General features: G+C 60.7%; 14 protein-coding genes. 8 read left to right on the plus strand and 6 right to left on the minus strand.

Going from position 1 to position 16,067, the window contains the following annotated elements; translation table 11 throughout:
- Nucleotides 1–952 (minus strand): cysteine desulfurase family protein (locus tag CN311_RS21280; protein ID WP_097575675.1); only part of this gene is annotated, 952 nt, incomplete at its 3' end.
- A 256-nt stretch (nucleotides 953–1,208) separates the two neighbouring features.
- Here CN311_RS21280 and CN311_RS21285 point away from each other — a divergent pair.
- Entirely contained in the window at nucleotides 1,209–1,883 is a 675-nt protein-coding gene (locus tag CN311_RS21285; protein WP_013532163.1) for an alpha/beta hydrolase, read from the plus strand.
- Nucleotides 1,884–1,895: 12 nt separating this feature from the next.
- Entirely contained in the window at nucleotides 1,896–2,576 is a 681-nt protein-coding gene (locus tag CN311_RS21290) for an FMN-binding negative transcriptional regulator (protein WP_097575676.1), read from the plus strand.
- 6 nt (nucleotides 2,577–2,582) lie between these two features.
- On the opposite strand, the gene CN311_RS21295 is transcribed toward CN311_RS21290, so the two are convergent.
- The 5 genes from CN311_RS21295 to CN311_RS21315 form a co-directional block, all read right to left on the minus strand.
- Complete coding sequence (locus CN311_RS21295; RefSeq protein WP_245440899.1) at nucleotides 2,583–3,269, minus strand: phosphatase PAP2 family protein; 687 nt, start codon at nucleotides 3,267–3,269, stop codon at nucleotides 2,583–2,585.
- Between the two features lie 251 nt (nucleotides 3,270–3,520).
- Entirely contained in the window at nucleotides 3,521–4,219 is a 699-nt protein-coding gene (locus CN311_RS21300; protein WP_245440900.1) for a phosphatase PAP2 family protein, read from the minus strand.
- 198 nt (nucleotides 4,220–4,417) lie between these two features.
- Nucleotides 4,418–6,055 carry an ArnT family glycosyltransferase gene (locus tag CN311_RS21305; RefSeq protein WP_097575679.1) on the minus strand — a complete coding sequence of 546 codons (1,638 nt, stop codon included), beginning with the start codon at nucleotides 6,053–6,055 and terminating at the stop codon, nucleotides 4,418–4,420.
- A 38-nt stretch (nucleotides 6,056–6,093) separates the two neighbouring features.
- Complete coding sequence (locus CN311_RS21310; protein WP_097575680.1) at nucleotides 6,094–6,426, minus strand: lipid-A-disaccharide synthase N-terminal domain-containing protein; 333 nt, start codon at nucleotides 6,424–6,426, stop codon at nucleotides 6,094–6,096.
- A complete protein-coding gene (locus tag CN311_RS21315) occupies nucleotides 6,419–7,147 on the minus strand; it encodes a glycosyltransferase family 2 protein (RefSeq protein ID WP_097575681.1) in 729 nt (242 codons plus the stop codon). The genes CN311_RS21310 and CN311_RS21315 overlap by 8 nt, the downstream gene beginning before the upstream one ends.
- 329 nt (nucleotides 7,148–7,476) lie before the next feature.
- Here CN311_RS21315 and tyrS point away from each other — a divergent pair, with 329 nt between their 5' ends.
- The 6 genes from tyrS (at nucleotide 7,477) to CN311_RS32295 (ending at nucleotide 15,998) form a co-directional block, all read left to right on the plus strand.
- Nucleotides 7,477–8,730 (plus strand): tyrosine--tRNA ligase, encoded by a 1,254-nt coding sequence (gene tyrS, locus CN311_RS21320; protein WP_097575682.1) that lies wholly within the window; start codon nucleotides 7,477–7,479, stop codon nucleotides 8,728–8,730.
- A 266-nt stretch (nucleotides 8,731–8,996) separates the two neighbouring features.
- Nucleotides 8,997–12,113 carry an ATP-binding protein gene (locus CN311_RS21325; protein ID WP_097575683.1) on the plus strand — a complete coding sequence of 1,039 codons (3,117 nt, stop codon included), beginning with the start codon at nucleotides 8,997–8,999 and terminating at the stop codon, nucleotides 12,111–12,113.
- Between the two features lie 9 nt (nucleotides 12,114–12,122).
- Complete coding sequence (locus tag CN311_RS21330) at nucleotides 12,123–13,262, plus strand: YcaO-like family protein (protein ID WP_097575684.1); 1,140 nt, start codon at nucleotides 12,123–12,125, stop codon at nucleotides 13,260–13,262.
- 61 nt (nucleotides 13,263–13,323) lie between these two features.
- Entirely contained in the window at nucleotides 13,324–13,992 is a 669-nt protein-coding gene (locus CN311_RS21335) for a TfuA-like protein (protein WP_245440901.1), read from the plus strand.
- 68 nt (nucleotides 13,993–14,060) lie between these two features.
- Nucleotides 14,061–15,257, plus strand: coding sequence for a gluzincin family metallopeptidase (locus tag CN311_RS21340; protein ID WP_425351087.1), 1,197 nt, complete (start codon nucleotides 14,061–14,063; stop codon nucleotides 15,255–15,257).
- 27 nt (nucleotides 15,258–15,284) lie between these two features.
- Complete coding sequence (locus tag CN311_RS32295; RefSeq protein ID WP_133117230.1) at nucleotides 15,285–15,998, plus strand: hypothetical protein; 714 nt, start codon at nucleotides 15,285–15,287, stop codon at nucleotides 15,996–15,998.
- The last annotated feature ends 69 nt before the right edge of the window (nucleotides 15,999–16,067 follow it).

The raw sequence follows: 16,067 nt of genomic DNA on the forward strand, positions 1-16,067 counted from the left end.
GATCGAAGGCGATCTGCGCCGTCTCGGCCTTGATGCCGGGAATAGCGAAGAATGTCGTATTGGCAAGCCTCGGCGCACCAGTTCCAAAGATTTCCACGTCCGGCACCAACATTTTCAGGATGGCCTCGACCTCATCGCGACGGCCAGCGACCGCATCAATGCTTTGCAATCCGTTCAAGGCTTCCCGTGCCGCAGCGCCAAAACCGGCAATGCCTGGCAGATTCTCCGTGCCGCCGCGATGGCCCTTTTCCTGGCCGCCGCCATTGATCAATGGCCGGGGCATCATCAAGTCCGCCGCAGCAACGATGGCGCCGACGCCCTTGGGGCCGCCGATCTTGTGCGAGGACAGAATCAAATAATCCGCATAACCCGCTGACATGTCGATCGGAATGCGGCCCGCTGCCTGTACGGCGTCGATCACCAGGATGCCACCCGCCGCCTTGACGATTTCGGCGATGCGGTCGATGGGCTGGATGACGCCGGTCTCGTTGTTGGCGGCGTGGATCGCCACCAGCGGCAGGCCGTCGGCCTTCTCATGGCTAACGAGTGCCGCCACCAAGGCTGCGAGATCGGCGATGCCGTTGGCGTCAACGCCGATGCACGTCACCTGGGCAGCCGGGAAGTGCCCGCCATTCAGGATGCAGGGATGGTCGGCTGCCGAGACATAGAGCCGGCTCATGCGCACGGCGCCGCGGCCCATCCGCCAGTCCGCCGTCAGCAGCGTCGAGGCGGCTTCCGTCGCACCGGAGGTGAACACGACATGCTCGGATCTGGCATTGACGAGGGCGGCGACATCGCGCCTTGCATTCTCGATCAGCCGCCGTGCGGTGCGGCCCTCGGCATGGACCGATGACGGGTTGGCGGCGACATCGAGCGCGGCAATCATTGCGTCACGCGCCGTCGACAGCGGCGCGCTGGCATTGTAGTCGAGATAGGCGCGAGTTGAGGCCATTTTCCGTCAATTGGTCCTGTCAAAAGCCATTCGCCAACGATAGCGCGTTATTTCCTTGAAATTGCAAGGCAAGCCGTCCTATTTACCCGGCTTGCGGCGCGGGCGGCCGAGCCAACAGGTTTTGGCCACCCAGTTTTGAACAATTCTAAACTAGCTTCTAAGAAGACGCTCGCCCTGCGTCAAGGCCTGGAAAAGGCTGGGGCCAGAGGAAGAGTTGTTCCGGGCGCCGCGCATTTTATGCCAATTGGAGTATTTTATGCCTGAGGTCATTTTCACCGGTCCGGCCGGCCGCCTGGAGGGCCGCTACCAGCCCTCCAAGGAAAAGAGCGCGCCGATCGCCATTGTGCTGCATCCGCATCCGCAGTTCGGCGGCACGATGAACAACAAGATCGTCTACGACCTCTTCTACATGTTCCAGAAGCGGGATTTCACCACGCTTCGCTTCAATTTCCGCGGCATTGGCCGCAGTCAGGGCGAATTCGACCACGGCACCGGCGAATTGTCGGACGCGGCGGCGGCGCTCGACTGGGTGCAGTCGCTGCATCCGGATTCCAAGAGCTGCTGGGTCGCCGGTTATTCGTTCGGCTCATGGATCGGCATGCAGCTTCTGATGCGCCGTCCCGAGATCGAAGGCTTCATCTCGATCGCGCCGCAGCCCAACACCTACGATTTCTCGTTCCTGGCGCCCTGCCCGTCTTCCGGCCTCATCATCCATGGCGATGCCGACAAGGTGGCGCCGCCCAAGGACGTGCAGGGGCTGGTCGACAAGCTGCACACGCAAAAGGGCATCACCATCACCCAGAAAACCTTGCCCGGCGCCAATCATTTCTTCTCCAATGACGCAGACCTCCTGCTTGAGGAATGCGCGGACTATCTCGATCGCCGGCTAGCCGGCGAGTTGTCCGATCCGCGGCCGAAGCGGTTGAGATAGAAGCGGAATCCAATGTACCAGCCTCCTCATTTCCAGGAGACGCGGCAGGAGATCCTGCACAGGCTGGTACGGGCGCATCCGCTTGGGCTGCTGATCTCCAATGGTGCCAAGGGGGGCGCCGAGGGGCCAATCGCCAATGCGATCCCCTTCCTGCTCGATGCCCCCTCTCCGCCCAACGCAGATGTGCCGCCGAAGGGCAGGCTGCGGGCACATCTGGCCAAGGCCAATCCGCAGTGGCGGCTGCTGGCCGACAATCCTCTCTCGCCCGTGCTAGTCGTCTTCCAGGGCGCCGATGCCTATGTGACGCCGTCCTGGTACGAGACCAAGCGTGAGACCGGCAAGGTCGTGCCGACCTGGAATTACGCAATCGTCCAGGTGCGCGGCATGGTCAGGGTGATCGAGGACGGGGATTGGCTGGCGCAGCAGATTGCCGATCTGACGGTGTCGCAGGAAGGCGCACGTGAAGCGCCCTGGGCGGTGACCGATGCGCCGCCGGCCTTCATCCAGTCGCAGATCAAGGGCATTGTCGGGCTGGAAATCGAGATCACGGATATCAGCGGCAAGTGGAAGGTCAGCCAGAACCGGCCAGCCGCCGACCGCGTCGGTGTCGCCGAGGGGCTGGAGAGCGAAGGTACGACCGCAAGCGATATGGCCCGCATGGTGCGATCCTGGGGCGGACTGGATAGCAAGTAGCGCCTCTCAGGGACTGGCTGCCTCTGTGTAAAGCATCCGTGGCGGGCTGCTTGCCGGCTTCCGCCCTGTCGCGAGCAGCCTGAATGTCTTCTTGCGGACCGGCAACCCCGCCGCCGTCTGCCGGAAGATGAAGCCGAGCCGGGCAAAGACCAGCGCAGTGCCGACGGTGCAAGCGATGCCGAGGCCGAAGCCGGCGATCGTATCGCTTGGATAGTGTGCGCCGACCACAATCCGCGTCGCCGCAATCCACATGGTGAGGGGCAAAACAACGTATTTCCCCCATGCCGGTGAAAGAAGAAACACCACGGCCGCAAGCATGCCCACATTCGTTGCATGGCCGGACGGGAAACTGGCGAAATACGGATCGAACGCGAAGGGGCGGAAAGAGAACAGCCCCATGTCCATGACCGGCCGGCTACGGCCGAAGACATGCTTCAGGACCGTCACCGTCAGCCCTGACAAACCGGCGGCGCTAAGCACGAAGAAGGCGAAACAGGTCCAGTTGTAGGCGACCATGCGCCAACGCCTCGAAAGAGCCCTCCAGTCCAGCAGGTTGGCCGGCACGAACAGGACCAGCGGCGGGATGAGATACCAGCCGCCCAAGCCGAAACTGGTGAAACCGTTGGCGACTGCGACGAACCCGCTCGGCCAGCGGTCCCGCCAGCCGACCGCAATGCCATCCAGGAAAGCCATGCAGGCTGCGATCAGAAGCAGATAGACGCCCACAAAGACTGCCCAAGGCAATTGTGGGTAATTGGCCGGACGCGCGACAAAGCGCCTTCGTATTATCTTGAACGTATCCTGAAAATTGCCGAGAGACCGACGGAGCATCACAAGCGGGGCCACAGCCAGAAAAATGCAAGTCTACGAGCATTTGAAGCCCAAATCCATGCCTTCCCGGCAAAGTGACAAAACGCCTCCTGCGCTGCCGAGGACGGCCGGCGCTATTGTGTGGCTTCAAGCCCGAAATTTGGTTGTTGAGCGGCGCCGGAACGATCCGGCTTTCGGCTTGGCCATAACAACCGAAACGTCCTTTTGCGAACCGGCAGTCCTGTCGTTGTCCGACGGAAGATAAACCCAAGCCGGGCGAAGACCAGCGCGCAAGCCACGGCAATGGCGCCGCCAAGACCGAAGCCGGCGACGGTGTCGCTCGGATAGTGCGCGCCGACAAAGATGCGGGTCGATGCTACCCACAAGGCGAACACCAATGCGATGTATTTGCGTTGCGGAAACAAGAGCAGCACGATCGCGAACACAGCGCCCATATTCGTGGCATGGCCGGAAGGGAAGCTGGCGAAGCGCGCATCCATGGCGAAAGGATGCAGCGACAAATCACCAAGATTATTGAAATAGACCGGCCTCGCCCGGCCAATGCCATATTTCAACAAATTGACGGCCAGCCCGGCAAGGCCAGCGGCGCTCAGCACCAGAAAAGCAAGGCAGGTCCAGTTGTAGACGAGCATCAGCGATCGTCTGGAAAGGCTGCGCCAGTCCGTCAGATTTGCGGCCACAAGCAGCAGCGCCGACGGAATGAGGTACCACCCGCCCAGGCCAAAGACAGTAAAAAAGTCGGTGAGATCGATGAAGCCGGTGGGCCACCGCCCCCAGGACATCCCTGCCTCAGCGTCGAAACGGATCAGCACCGCTATGGTCAGCAAAAGCCAGGCCACGGTCCAGACCGACCACAGGATCTGTGGATAGTGCGCGGGACGGGTGACAAGGCGCTTTGCCACGATCTGGGCGGTGTCACGAAAATTGTCGACAGACAGACGGAGCACAGCAGTCGCAGGCACCGGAGACCTCACCAGCATGCCAAGCTCGAAGCGATCATCGAAGGGCGGTTATTTCGCGATACGATAGAGACCGAGCGACAGTCTGTCTCCTGACGAATAGTTGATCCCATCGATCCGGGCGACACGGCTCGCCGACTGTCCTGCCAGAAGGCCGTGCAGCGTTTTTTCTTCCCCGATCGGCGCCAGCGCCAGCGCGCAGGCAGGATCGGCAAGCAGATGTTGTGCAGCCCCATCGACATCGGTCAGGATCGTGTTCGTGCCTACCAAAAATACCAGGCTTGGTTCGTGATAGTCCGCGGAGGCGAGCACCGTCGTCTCACAGGGACGATTCGCACGAACCGCAGCCTCAATCTGAGGACTCATCCAAATCGGTTTCAATGACGGCGCGATGACACCGAACAGCAAAGCATAGGCAATGCCCGCACAAATCGTGACTGCCGCGATGCGGCCGAGCCGCACTTGCAGTTGCCTGGAGAAGCCGAGATAGCCGGCCGCGAGTGCCGCGGCGGCAGCCGGAATGCTCCACCACGAGAAGGTGCCGGCAAAGTGGATGGGCGCGGCCACGCAGAGCACGGCAAGGCCCGCCGTGACCAGCACGAAGCCAAAGGCGGTCGCCCACCACAGCCAATTCTGCCAGCGCCTGAGCGGCGCGTTCGCCTCTTGCGGCTGCAACGTCAAAAGCCAACCGACCAGCAGCGCCATGCCGGGATAGGCCGGCAGGACATAATGCGGCAGTTTGGTGGGGATCAGTTCGAACAAAAGCCAGAACGGGATATACCAGGCAAGGCAGAAACGGAGCCGCGGATCGTCGCGCAGACGATTGAGGGCCTGAAGCCCGGCGCCGAGGGCAATCAGGCCGAAGGGCCACATGAACAGCGAATAGGTCAGCATGTAGAAGCCGGGCGGAAGCCCATGCGATTCCTCGCCCTGCGCGACCTTGCCGAGCATGTCCTTGCCGACGGCCTGCTGCAGGAAAGCGCCGCCGCTTTTCCAGGTGATGAGGATGAGCCAGGGCAGCACGATCAGCAGCACCAGGGCGAGCCCCCGCGCGGCCTTCAACTTCGACAGCCAGCGCCAGTCCCGCTCGAAGGCGCACAGCACGACGACGGTCAGCGCCGACAGCAGCGGCGCGATCGGTCCCTTGATCAAGATCGCCGCGCCCTGGGCCGCCCAGAATATCCATGGCAGATGGCTGGCAACGGCCTCGTTGCGGCGCGAGGCCACATAGATCTGCGCCAACGCGCCCTGCGCCAGCACGCAGCAGGCCAGCAGCATCGCGTCGGTCTTGGCGTCGCGCCCCTCGAAGGCGGTCGCGAAGATCGCGGCCATCACCAGGCCGGCGGCCAGGCCGGCGCTGGTTCCGAAAAGATTGGCACCCGTCCAGGTGATCGCCGCGACAGCGATGGCAATGCCCAAGGCGGAGACCAGGCGGTACACCCAGATCGGCGCTTCGGCGCCCTTGCCGCTCAGCGCGACGGCCGCCGATTGCAGCCAGTAGATGCCGATCGGCTTCTGGTAGCGCGAGGCCTGCTGAAAGCGGATGTCGACATAATCGCCGGTCTCGACCATCTGCTTGGTGGCCTGGACGAAGCGCGGCTCGTCGCGATCGAGCGGCGGCATGGTCGCCAGCCCACAAACCGTCATCAGCAGGCTGAACAGGAAGAGAAAGAGGATGTTCCTGTTCATTCGGCCACCGATTTGCTTGCCCTGACGAGACGGACTTCTCAGTCGACCTTGGTCATCGCCGCCTTGCGCTCATTGGCGATCAACCAAAGATTGCGGATGTAGATGAACAAACCCAGGGCCTGGCCGGCGATGAACACCGGATCCTGGCGCTGGATTGCATAGACCAGCAACAGACCGCCGCCGCCCAGCGAAAAGAACCAGAAGGCGATCGGCACGACGCTGCGCTTGGCTCTTTCCGACGCGATCCACTGCACCACGAAGCGCATGGAGAAGAAGAACTGGGCGACGAAGCCGAGCAGGACCCAGGCGTCGAATTGCTTGACGAAAACCTGATGGAACCAGGTCGCCAGCTCCTGAAACACGTTAGCCATGCGTGATTTCCTCTGCCTTGGGCATTCCGCGGCGGCGCCGGCGCAGCCACCAGACGCCGACGAGATCGAGAGCGCCCTGCAGGCCGCGGTCGAAAATGCCGTAGTTCGACTTGCCGTGACGCCGCGAGCGGTCGACGACGTCGCAATGAACGACGCGATATCCTTCCTGGATGACCAGCGCCGGAACGAAGCGGTGGGTGCCGTCGAAGAATGGCAATTTCCTGAGGATATCCGTATGGACCGCCTTCAGGCCGCAGCCGGTGTCGCGGGTCTCGTCATGCAGGATCGCGCTTCTCAGCCAGTTGGCGAAACGCGAAGCCAGTTGCTTGATCTTGCTGTCGCGGCGTTTCAGGCGCTGTCCCTGCGCCGCACCGAACTCGGGACCGGCCTGCCGCAACGCGTCGATCAGCACCGGTATGTATTGCGGGTCGTTCTGGCCGTCGCCATCGATCGTGGCGACGATCCCGCCACGCGCCGCCCAGGCGCCCGAGCGCACCGAAAGCGACTGGCCGGCGGATTTCTGGTGCTTGAGATGACGCAGCGGAAATGGGCGAAGCGCCGCCTCGGCGGCGAGCACCGCTTCTGTCTCGTCGGTCGAACCGTCGTTGACGACGATCACCTCGAAGTCGCGCCCAGCCATCGCGGCGCCGATCTCGTCGAGCAGGAGCGGCAGGTTCGCCGCCTCGTTCCTGCAAGGAATGACGATGGATATCTCCGGCATGTCGCGTCGGGGCTCTGTCACAGGATATGGCATTTGGTGGATGCCGTGCGGTGCCGTTCCAGCGGGCGAAGACTGCAAGGACCCGTTGGCGCGGCGCCTCATTACGCCAGCCGAAACGATGACGCAAGCATTCGCGTCCGCCGTCGCAGACGACATCCGTGCGAGCCGCAAAGCCGGTTTTCACTTTTGCTCATCGCCAAGGCTTGTTATTTGGCGCGCGATCGAACGCAAAACCGGATTCCACTTTTGCTGATCGCGCGCTGGTGCTAAACGCGCGCCTTCATGCATACCCGAGCCGCATTCGGCCGGGCGCTTTCGGGAAAGAAAAAATGTCCGCCTTCAAATCCGATTTCCTGCGCATCATGAGCGAGCGCGGTTTCATCCACCAGATTTCGGATGAGGCCGGCCTCGACCAGCTTTTCGCCAAGGAGACGGTGACCGCCTATGTCGGCTACGACGCGACGGCGACCAGCCTGCATATCGGCAATCTGATTTCGGCGACGATGCTCTACTGGCTGCAGGAGACGGGCCACCGGCCGATCGCCCTGATGGGCGGCGGCACCTCGATGATCGGCGATCCTTCCTTCCGCGACGACCAGCGCCAGCTTCTGACGCCCGAGGCGATCGCCGCCAACATCGAGGGCATCAAGCGCATCTTCGGCCGCATCCTGCGTTTCGGCGATGGTCCCAGCGAGGCGATCATGGTCAACAATGCGGACTGGCTGATGAAACTCAACTATGTCGAGTTCCTGCGTGACGTCGGCCGGCATTTCTCGGTCAACCGCATGCTGACCTTCGACAGCGTCAAGCTGCGACTCGAGCGCGAGCAATCGCTGTCGTTCCTCGAATTCAACTATATGATCCTGCAGGGCTATGATTTCGTCGAGCTCAGCAAGCGCTACGGCTGCCGGCTGCAGATGGGCGGCTCGGACCAGTGGGGCAACATCATCAACGGCGTCGATCTCGGCCACCGCATGGGCACGCCGCAGCTTTACGCCCTGACCACGCCGCTGCTGACGACATCGTCGGGCGCGAAGATGGGCAAATCGGCCAAGGGCGCGGTGTGGCTGAACGGCGATCTGTTCTCTCCCTATGATTTCTGGCAGTACTGGCGCAACACCGAGGACGCCGATGTCGAGCGCTTCCTGAAGATATTCACCCGCTTGCCGCTCGCCGAGATCGCGCGGCTCGCCGCGCTCGGCGGTTCTGAGATCAACGAGGCCAAGAAGGTTCTGGCCACGGAAACGACTGCCATCGTGCACGGCCGCGAGGCGGCCGAGCAAGCCGAGGAAACCGCGCGCAAGACCTTCGAGGAAGGCGGACTCGCCGAAACGCTGCCGACCGTCGAGGTGGGGACCGCGGATCTCGAAAGCGGCATCGGCATCCTGTCTTTGCTCGTCACCGCCGGCCTTGCCGCGTCCAACGGCGAAGCGCGGCGGCATATCCAGGGCGGCGCGGTGCGGTTGAACGACCAGCCGGTGTCGGACGACCGCCGGATGGTGACGCCTAGGGATATGGGGCCGGAACAGGTTGCAAAGCTGTCGCTGGGCAAGAAGAAGCATGTTCTGGTGCGGCCGGTTTGACGAGAGCCAGATCCGCCTCGATAAAAACTTGATCAGCTAGCTGCGGCCAGTGGCCGAGATGGCTGGAATATTGCCATTCGTGTCATCGGAACGAGCAGGTAGCGCCGAGCGGCCAACCTACGGTGGACATTGAACTATAGCGTCTGATACCGAACCTCTGCGAAAATGAGCCCTGAGCCGCGTGTCGCAGATTGCGTCACAGGTTCCTTTGTCGCGCGGCGTCGTTTTTGATACTATGGCGGGACGCTCAGTGAGGGCATCAGCGCATGGTAGATAGTGACCGAACCGGGTCGCATCCAAACGCAGCGTCCGGCGATGATGTGCGTCATGAACGACGTTTGCTTACAGCGCTTTGTTACGACTTGGTTGGGTCGACCGAACTGCTTGGCCTTCTCGATATCGAGGACTTCGAGGATCTTGTATCTGACTTCCAGCACTCGGTGAAGCAGGCGATCATTTCTTGCTCAGGCACGCTCCGAGTCGAAGTCGGCGACGGCGGGGTTGCCGTATTTCCTATCGATATCGGTGATCACGACGCAGCCTCGCTGGCCATCCGAGCCGGGTTGAAAATCATCCACGCGTGTCGGCTCCTGGCGCTGCGAAGGGGGCGAACCGACCTACACGTCAGGGTCGGTGTCGCAACGTCGATGACGCTCATCCAGAAGGGTGACGTCACCGCAGGCCAGGAGAGCATCACCGGTCCGGCCTTCGCGATGGCGGCCAGGCTGCAGGCGCTCGCTATGCCCGATACCGTCTATGTGTCCGACGAGACGCGTGAGCTGGCCCGACGTTCCCATGCTTTTCGTCCGCGCGGTTCCCACGCCATCAAAGGGTTCGCAGGACCGAAGCAGATCTGGCAAGCCCTGAATCACAAGCGCGAGGTCGACCGCTTTTTCGCCTTTGGCCGGATGACCAGCCCATTGGTCGATCGTATTGACGAGTTCGCCTTGATCCGCAGCTGTTGGCAAGACGCTGTTGCCGGGCGCGGTCAAGTACTCCTGATCGAGGGCGAAGCCGGCATCGGCAAATCCCGCATCGTGCACGAACTTCGCAGGCAGACACATTTGCAGCGCAACAAGCTGCTCTTCTTTCAGTGCACACCGGGCGACTCGCATTCGACGCTGCACCCCTTGCGCCAGACGATGCAAGCAAAGTCGGGAGATCACGACAGTTCGTTGACTTCGAAACGCGTGGCCAGGGTCTTTTCCGTGCACGGCATCGGGGACCTGGAGGTTGCTGGTCTATTTTCTTTTCTGCTCGGCGCGGAAGGGGCCGACCCGGGCTTTAATGACATGCACCCTGAGCCCCTGCGGGAGAAAGCCAACTGGGCGATAGGCCAGGCCATGGAGGCCATGTGCGCCGGCGGCCCGGTCATGTTGATTGTCGAAGACATTCATTGGATTGACATGTCCTCGAAGCAACTGATCACCGAACTTGCCAAACAACTCTCAGGCTGGCGGGCGATGCTCATCGCAACGACCAGGCCAGGCGTTGGCGGCTGGCTTCAGCGCTATGGCAGACACGTCATGCTGAAACCGCTCGAGCACGCTGACAGATTGCGCGCGATCGAGACGATGTGGCCCCAGGGAAAAAGGGCCGCCGACCCGGAACTGATCGAGCTGGCAGAGCGCGTTGCAGGCGGCGTACCCCTGTTCATCGAAGAGGTCTGCCAATGGATGGCTGAGACGACCGACATCGAACAGCTGCCTCAAAGTTCCTTGTCGGGTCGAACTTCGGTCTTCGAACGTGTCCTCAGCGCGCGGCTCGAACCGCTTGGTGCGGCTCATGAGGTTGCCCGTGCCGCTTCGATTGCCGGCAATTTGTTCAGTCTCGATCTCCTTGCGGCACTTCTGCCCGATTTCGCTCGCATTACAATTTCCGATGCGCTCGACACGCTTGTGGATGCTGACTTCGCCGTTCGAGCCTGGAATGTGGGTGGCGCCGCATACCGCTTCCGGCACGCTTTGATTCAAGAAACCATTTACAACGGCACACTCAGAAAGCGCCGTCAGATCTTGCATCACCGGCTGCATGCGGCCGTGAGCGGCAATCGCGGCCTCGCCGGCTGGATGACCACGGCAGCACTCGCAATACACGCCGAACGCGCAGGTCTCCTGGAAGAAGCAATAGCGGGACTTGTCAGCGCCGGTGTGGAAAGCTCGTCGCGATCGGCGATGACGGAAGCCAGGCAATTGCTTGAGCGCGCCCTAGCGCTTTGCAAGCAACTTGCTGATACCAGCAGGCAAGATGAGTTGCAGCTCTCGGCAGTGGTGGCCCTCGGCCCCGTCCTCACCGCCGTCGAAGGCCCGAATTCGGAATATGCTCGCAAGCTTTATGACGAAGGCGTGACCATCGCACGGCGACGCCCTGCCGCAGAGCGCGCCAAATGGTTTCCGATCTACTGGGGATGGTGGTTCACGGGTTCGGTCGTCGACGGCGAGCGTGCGCAGGCCATTGTGAACGATCTTCAGGAGGTCCGGGATTCCGAAGTGCAGTTGCAAGTGAGGCACTGTCTCTGGGCAGTCGACTTCAACAGGGGCAGCCACGATGGCTGCATTGAAGCGGTGGATGCCGGTTTGCCGCTCTATGACGTCGAACAGGGGCATGCGAATGCCACACGATTTGGCGGACATGACGCCAAGGTTTGTGGGCTGGCGCATCGCGCTCTGTCACTGTGGTTCAGCGGCCGCTCAACCAGTGCGCTTGCTTTCATGGCGCAGGCCAGGCAGTGGGCGAAGCACACAGGCCATGCCAGCAGCATCGCTCACGCCTTGATAAACGAGGCGATGCTGCATTCCTATCGCCGCGACTTTGGGAGCCTGCGTGCCGTCATTGCCGACTTGCGCAGACTGACGGAGATTCATCATCTGCCTTCTCTCAGAGTCTCTGCCCAGATTTTCGAGGGATGGTGCGACGGCAATGCCGGGGAGATCAAACGCGGAAAAGATAAAATGCGCGAGGGGCTTGGTCTGCATGGCGAGGTCCAGACTCCCGAGGACGAGCCGGTCTATTGCGGGATGTTTGCTGAACTTTTGTCTCGCTCGGGTGAGGTCGACGAGGCGCTGGCCTTGTTGCATTCGGCGATTGTTCAGGCGGAAGCGGGCGGCAGCCGCTATTGGCTTGCCGAACTGCATCGCCGGACGGCGAGAATTCTTGTCCAGGGCAAGGCCGGCGCCGACCAGGCTGCCACTGCGTTCGAGCGGTGTCTGGTAACTGCGGCTGACCAGAAAGCCGTTCCAATCATGATCGCCGCATATGAGGATCTCGAGTGCTCTAATGTCTCGCAGCCTCTGCTCCACCAGTTTGCCAGCCGTGTGACGGCTGAGAAGGCTTCGCTCGAACCCGGGGCGCCGCTATTCGTAAACCGCGAACCCGCCCCTTGAGGTGCCGCATTGGATCAGTATCAGCGCCTTGGTCCATCTCCGAACGAAGCGCTGGCGATCCTCATGGCAGCCCGCGACGACCTGGGAATCACCCGAGTGGCCGATATAACCGGGCTCGATCGCATCGGCATTTCGGTGGCGCAGGTGACGCGGCCTCTCTCCTTGTCAAACGCGGTTTCCCAAGGAAAGGGCGCCGACATGACTGGCGCGGCCATCTCGGCGCTGCTTGAGGCCGCGGAAAGTTTCTTTGCCGAACGCATTGATCGTTTCGAAATCATCTCGGCCAAAGCGCGCGCGCTCGATATCGCCGCGGAACGATTTGCGAAGCACGTTCGGACGACCGCTCCGGTCGACTGGCACGACACCAAACTGGCGTGGACCGCCGCCGAAAATCTCATCGATGGCAGCTCAGCCTGGGTGCCGCTTGAACTGGTCCATACAGCCTATATCTGGCCGCCTGATAGGAACGACGGCGTTTTCTGGGGCACGACAATGGGACTCGCAGCGGCCCTGCATGAGGTCGACGCCATTGTCCATGGGATATTGGAATGCATCGAACGTGATGCAATCGCCCGCTTTCAACGCGCCCACGGCTTCCTCCAACTGCAACGCATCGACCCGGCTTCCATCAAGGATTTGAGGGTCATCGATTTGTTGGATCGCATGGCGCAGAAAAATCTGATGGTCGGTCTGTGGCTCGCTCCGTCGCCAACCGGTGTACCGGTCATCCTCTGCCACCTCATGGAGACAAATCCGCGCGAAACGGCCTTGCTTCATTTGCCCACCGAAGGTTCCGCGGCGGCATTTGATCCCGCCGCAGCAATAGTCCATGCCGTCCAGGAAGCTGTGCAGGCCAGGCTCGCTGCAATATCGGGCGCTCGCGACGACCTTACGCGCGCGACCTATCACAAATATCCTGATTGGCAGATGATCGATGCGCACCGGCGGCTGATTCATGAAGGGCCAGGAAGAATCCATTGGCCAGATCTGCCGGTCTTGGCCACCGCAACTTTGCCCGGCCTTCTTGCCGACCTGGAACGCTGCGGCATCGATGCTGTCAATCTTGTGCGCCTGGATACCAGCCCTTTCGAGCATTTTGCGGCGGTAAAGGTCGTGATGCCGCAGCTGTTTCCGCTGCTGGGTGGTTAGCCAGATGCGGCCGACTCTTGTGTTTACCGGCCCAACGCTATCGCACGCCGACGCAGGTAGGTTGGCGGACGTTGTGTGCCTTCCGCCGGCGGTGCAAGGTTCCATTGTTGCTGCCGTACAGCATTTCGATCCCGCTGCCATTTTGATTGTCGACGGCGGGTTCCAGTTGGAGCCGGCGGTTCGTCACAAGGAAATCCTCTGGGCGGTCGGGCAAGGCATCACTGTTGTCGGCGCGGCTAGCATGGGTGCCCTGCGGGCGGCGGAACTCCATCCCTATATGCGCGGTGTCGGCCTCATCTATCGATGGTATCGGCGTTTCCCCTTTGCACGGGACGACGCCGTTGCCGTTCTCCATGGTCCGGAAGAAGCCAACTTCTGCCAGCTCACCCACGCCCTGATCGACCTGCGCAGAACGCTTCGTAACGCGCTCAGACTGGGCCAGGTCGCCAGGAGCGAAGCCGAAAATTTCGAAAAAGCCGCTGCCACCCTGAATTTCCGCGACCGCAGCGTGATCAGCATGATCCGCCATGCTCTGCCGACTTCGAACGACGACGAGATCGCTGCGTTCGGCAAGAAACTTTCCAGCGCTTTCGTGTCGCAAAAGAAAGATGACGCGCTCGCTGCGATGCAGCTCCTGCGTGCTGGCCTACCGAGGCCAGGACTGCTGCGTGATTTCAGAATGACCGTCGCCTTCAAGCAGGATTTGGACGACGCTGGCCTCGATATCTGATGGCCTTGGCAGGCAGTTCGCAGGGGCTGCAATTTACGGCAAGCTCGCGTCATGCTAGCATGGTTAATATGAGGGAGGCCGAGCTTGGGGATGCTCGAAACGCCAGCCACGACAGTATGTCAGGCGGGACTCGTTTTCTTCTGTTCCCTCAAGCGCCCCATGTTTCCGGATACGAAAGACCTGAAACGGTCTGGCTCTCCACACCGCCCGGACAAATTCGTGCCGGTCCGGAAGATTCTCGGATGTATGTGCGCGATCCCATCCTTGAAAAGCAGCCCTACGAGTTTCCTTATCTTCCGCCATTTGTCGGCGACGTTGTTGCGCCGGCGGAACCTGACTATGAGGGGCACTTCGACCAGATTCCTGTTGGGTCGCGGCAATTCCTGGCGGCGCATGCCTTTGCTTCGGTCAGCCGTGTGCTGGACATTTGGGAAAGCTATGTCGGCAAGCCTGTCGCGTGGCACTTCGCGGACACCTATGAGCGCCTCGAGATCATTCCCCTTGTCGATTGGGAAAACGCGCAGTCCGGCTATGGCTTTCTCGAACTGGGCCGTGAATTCGAAGACTCCGCGCGCGGGCATCCGTACGCATTGAACTTCGATGTGATCGCCCACGAGGTCGGTCACGCGATACAGTTCTCCCTCTACGGCATGCCATGGAACGGCCTCGCCGCCGGAGATTTCGCGGCATTTCATGAAGCCAGCTCTGACTTGATCTCGCTGATGTCCTTCCTTCATTTCGACAGCGGCATGGATCGGCTCCTGCGGCATAGCCAAGCCAACCTTCTTGTCCTCAACGAATTGAATCGCATTGCGGAGCTGACCGGCGACCGCCAGCTCCGGCTGGCGAGCAATGCCCGCAAGATGTCGGAGGTCAGCGCGGAGGTCCACGACCGGTCGCGGCCCTTCACCGGCGCCGTGTTCGACACGCTGGTCGAAGTCTATCATGCCGGCCTGGTGCAGCAGGACCTTGCCGACGCGAGACTGCTCGGAGTGGACCTCAAGGATATTGATGCATCGGCGATAGACCGCATCTCAGCCTATACGGCCAAGGCATACCGAGCGCGTCCGTTCCTGTTCAAGAGCGAATTAGTCAGGGCACGTGACGAGGTTTGTCTTGCTCTGGCGAGGGCCTGGGTTTTGCTAGACTCCAACGACCTGACATTCGCAAACGCGGCCGAAACCATCCTCGACACGGCCGATCGTGTCAGCCCGGCTCTGGCCAAATCCTTCGAAGGCAATTTCGTTTGGCGAGAAATCTTATGACTCCGTGAAACTCAAGAGGAGAACGACATGAGCGATTTCCACAGGCCAACACTAACCTATCCAAACGAGGCGTACAGCGCGACGCAGGTCAGGCTCTACGGTATCCCTGGCAATTCGGGCGTCTTTTTCCCAAACAACCCTCATCCAGTTGGATCCAGATCTGGCATTGACGTCTCTGTCACGGCTTCGGCTGGCACTGCTGCGCAGGACACGGCTGCAAACCAAAAGGTCAAGGCAGAGTTTGCCAAAGTTGAAAGACAATATCACGATGACCCGTTGGAGCTGGCCAATCATTTACCCTTTCCATTTCCAATTCCCGCAGGATATTCCGCACAACTAGAATTGGACATGAAAATTGGCCGGCTTGTTATTTCTACTGCCGTATTATTTTCGGAAATGCAGCAGAAACAAAAAAATATGACGGCCGGAATAATTGTAAGCTATTCTTTTGAAGGTCATTGTTATGATTTGCCGAAGCCGAAAATTATGCTTATTCCAGCTGAGCCCCAAGATATACCACCAAACGATTGCGGGTATGATAAGAAAAATAGCACAAATCCAAAGATCGATCGATACAGGCTATGGATTGTTGACAAGCTTGACGAGTGCGTGGAATTTGAAATGAATCAGGGCTTTATCGAACAATTGGTGCTGGATGCGAATTTGCCCGGGAAACGCTCGCCCGCCGGATATGCGTCGAGGTTTATGATGGGTCATCGTTCGGGCCGGCTAAGCGAGTAGAGCGGCGATTGTCAGATTGAATTGTGAGCGATGGTTCGTAATTCACTTCCAATAGGTGACTTGTGATGT

The organism is Mesorhizobium sanjuanii (genome assembly GCF_002529485.1).
GTDB classification, from domain to species: domain Bacteria; phylum Pseudomonadota; class Alphaproteobacteria; order Rhizobiales; family Rhizobiaceae; genus Mesorhizobium; species Mesorhizobium sanjuanii.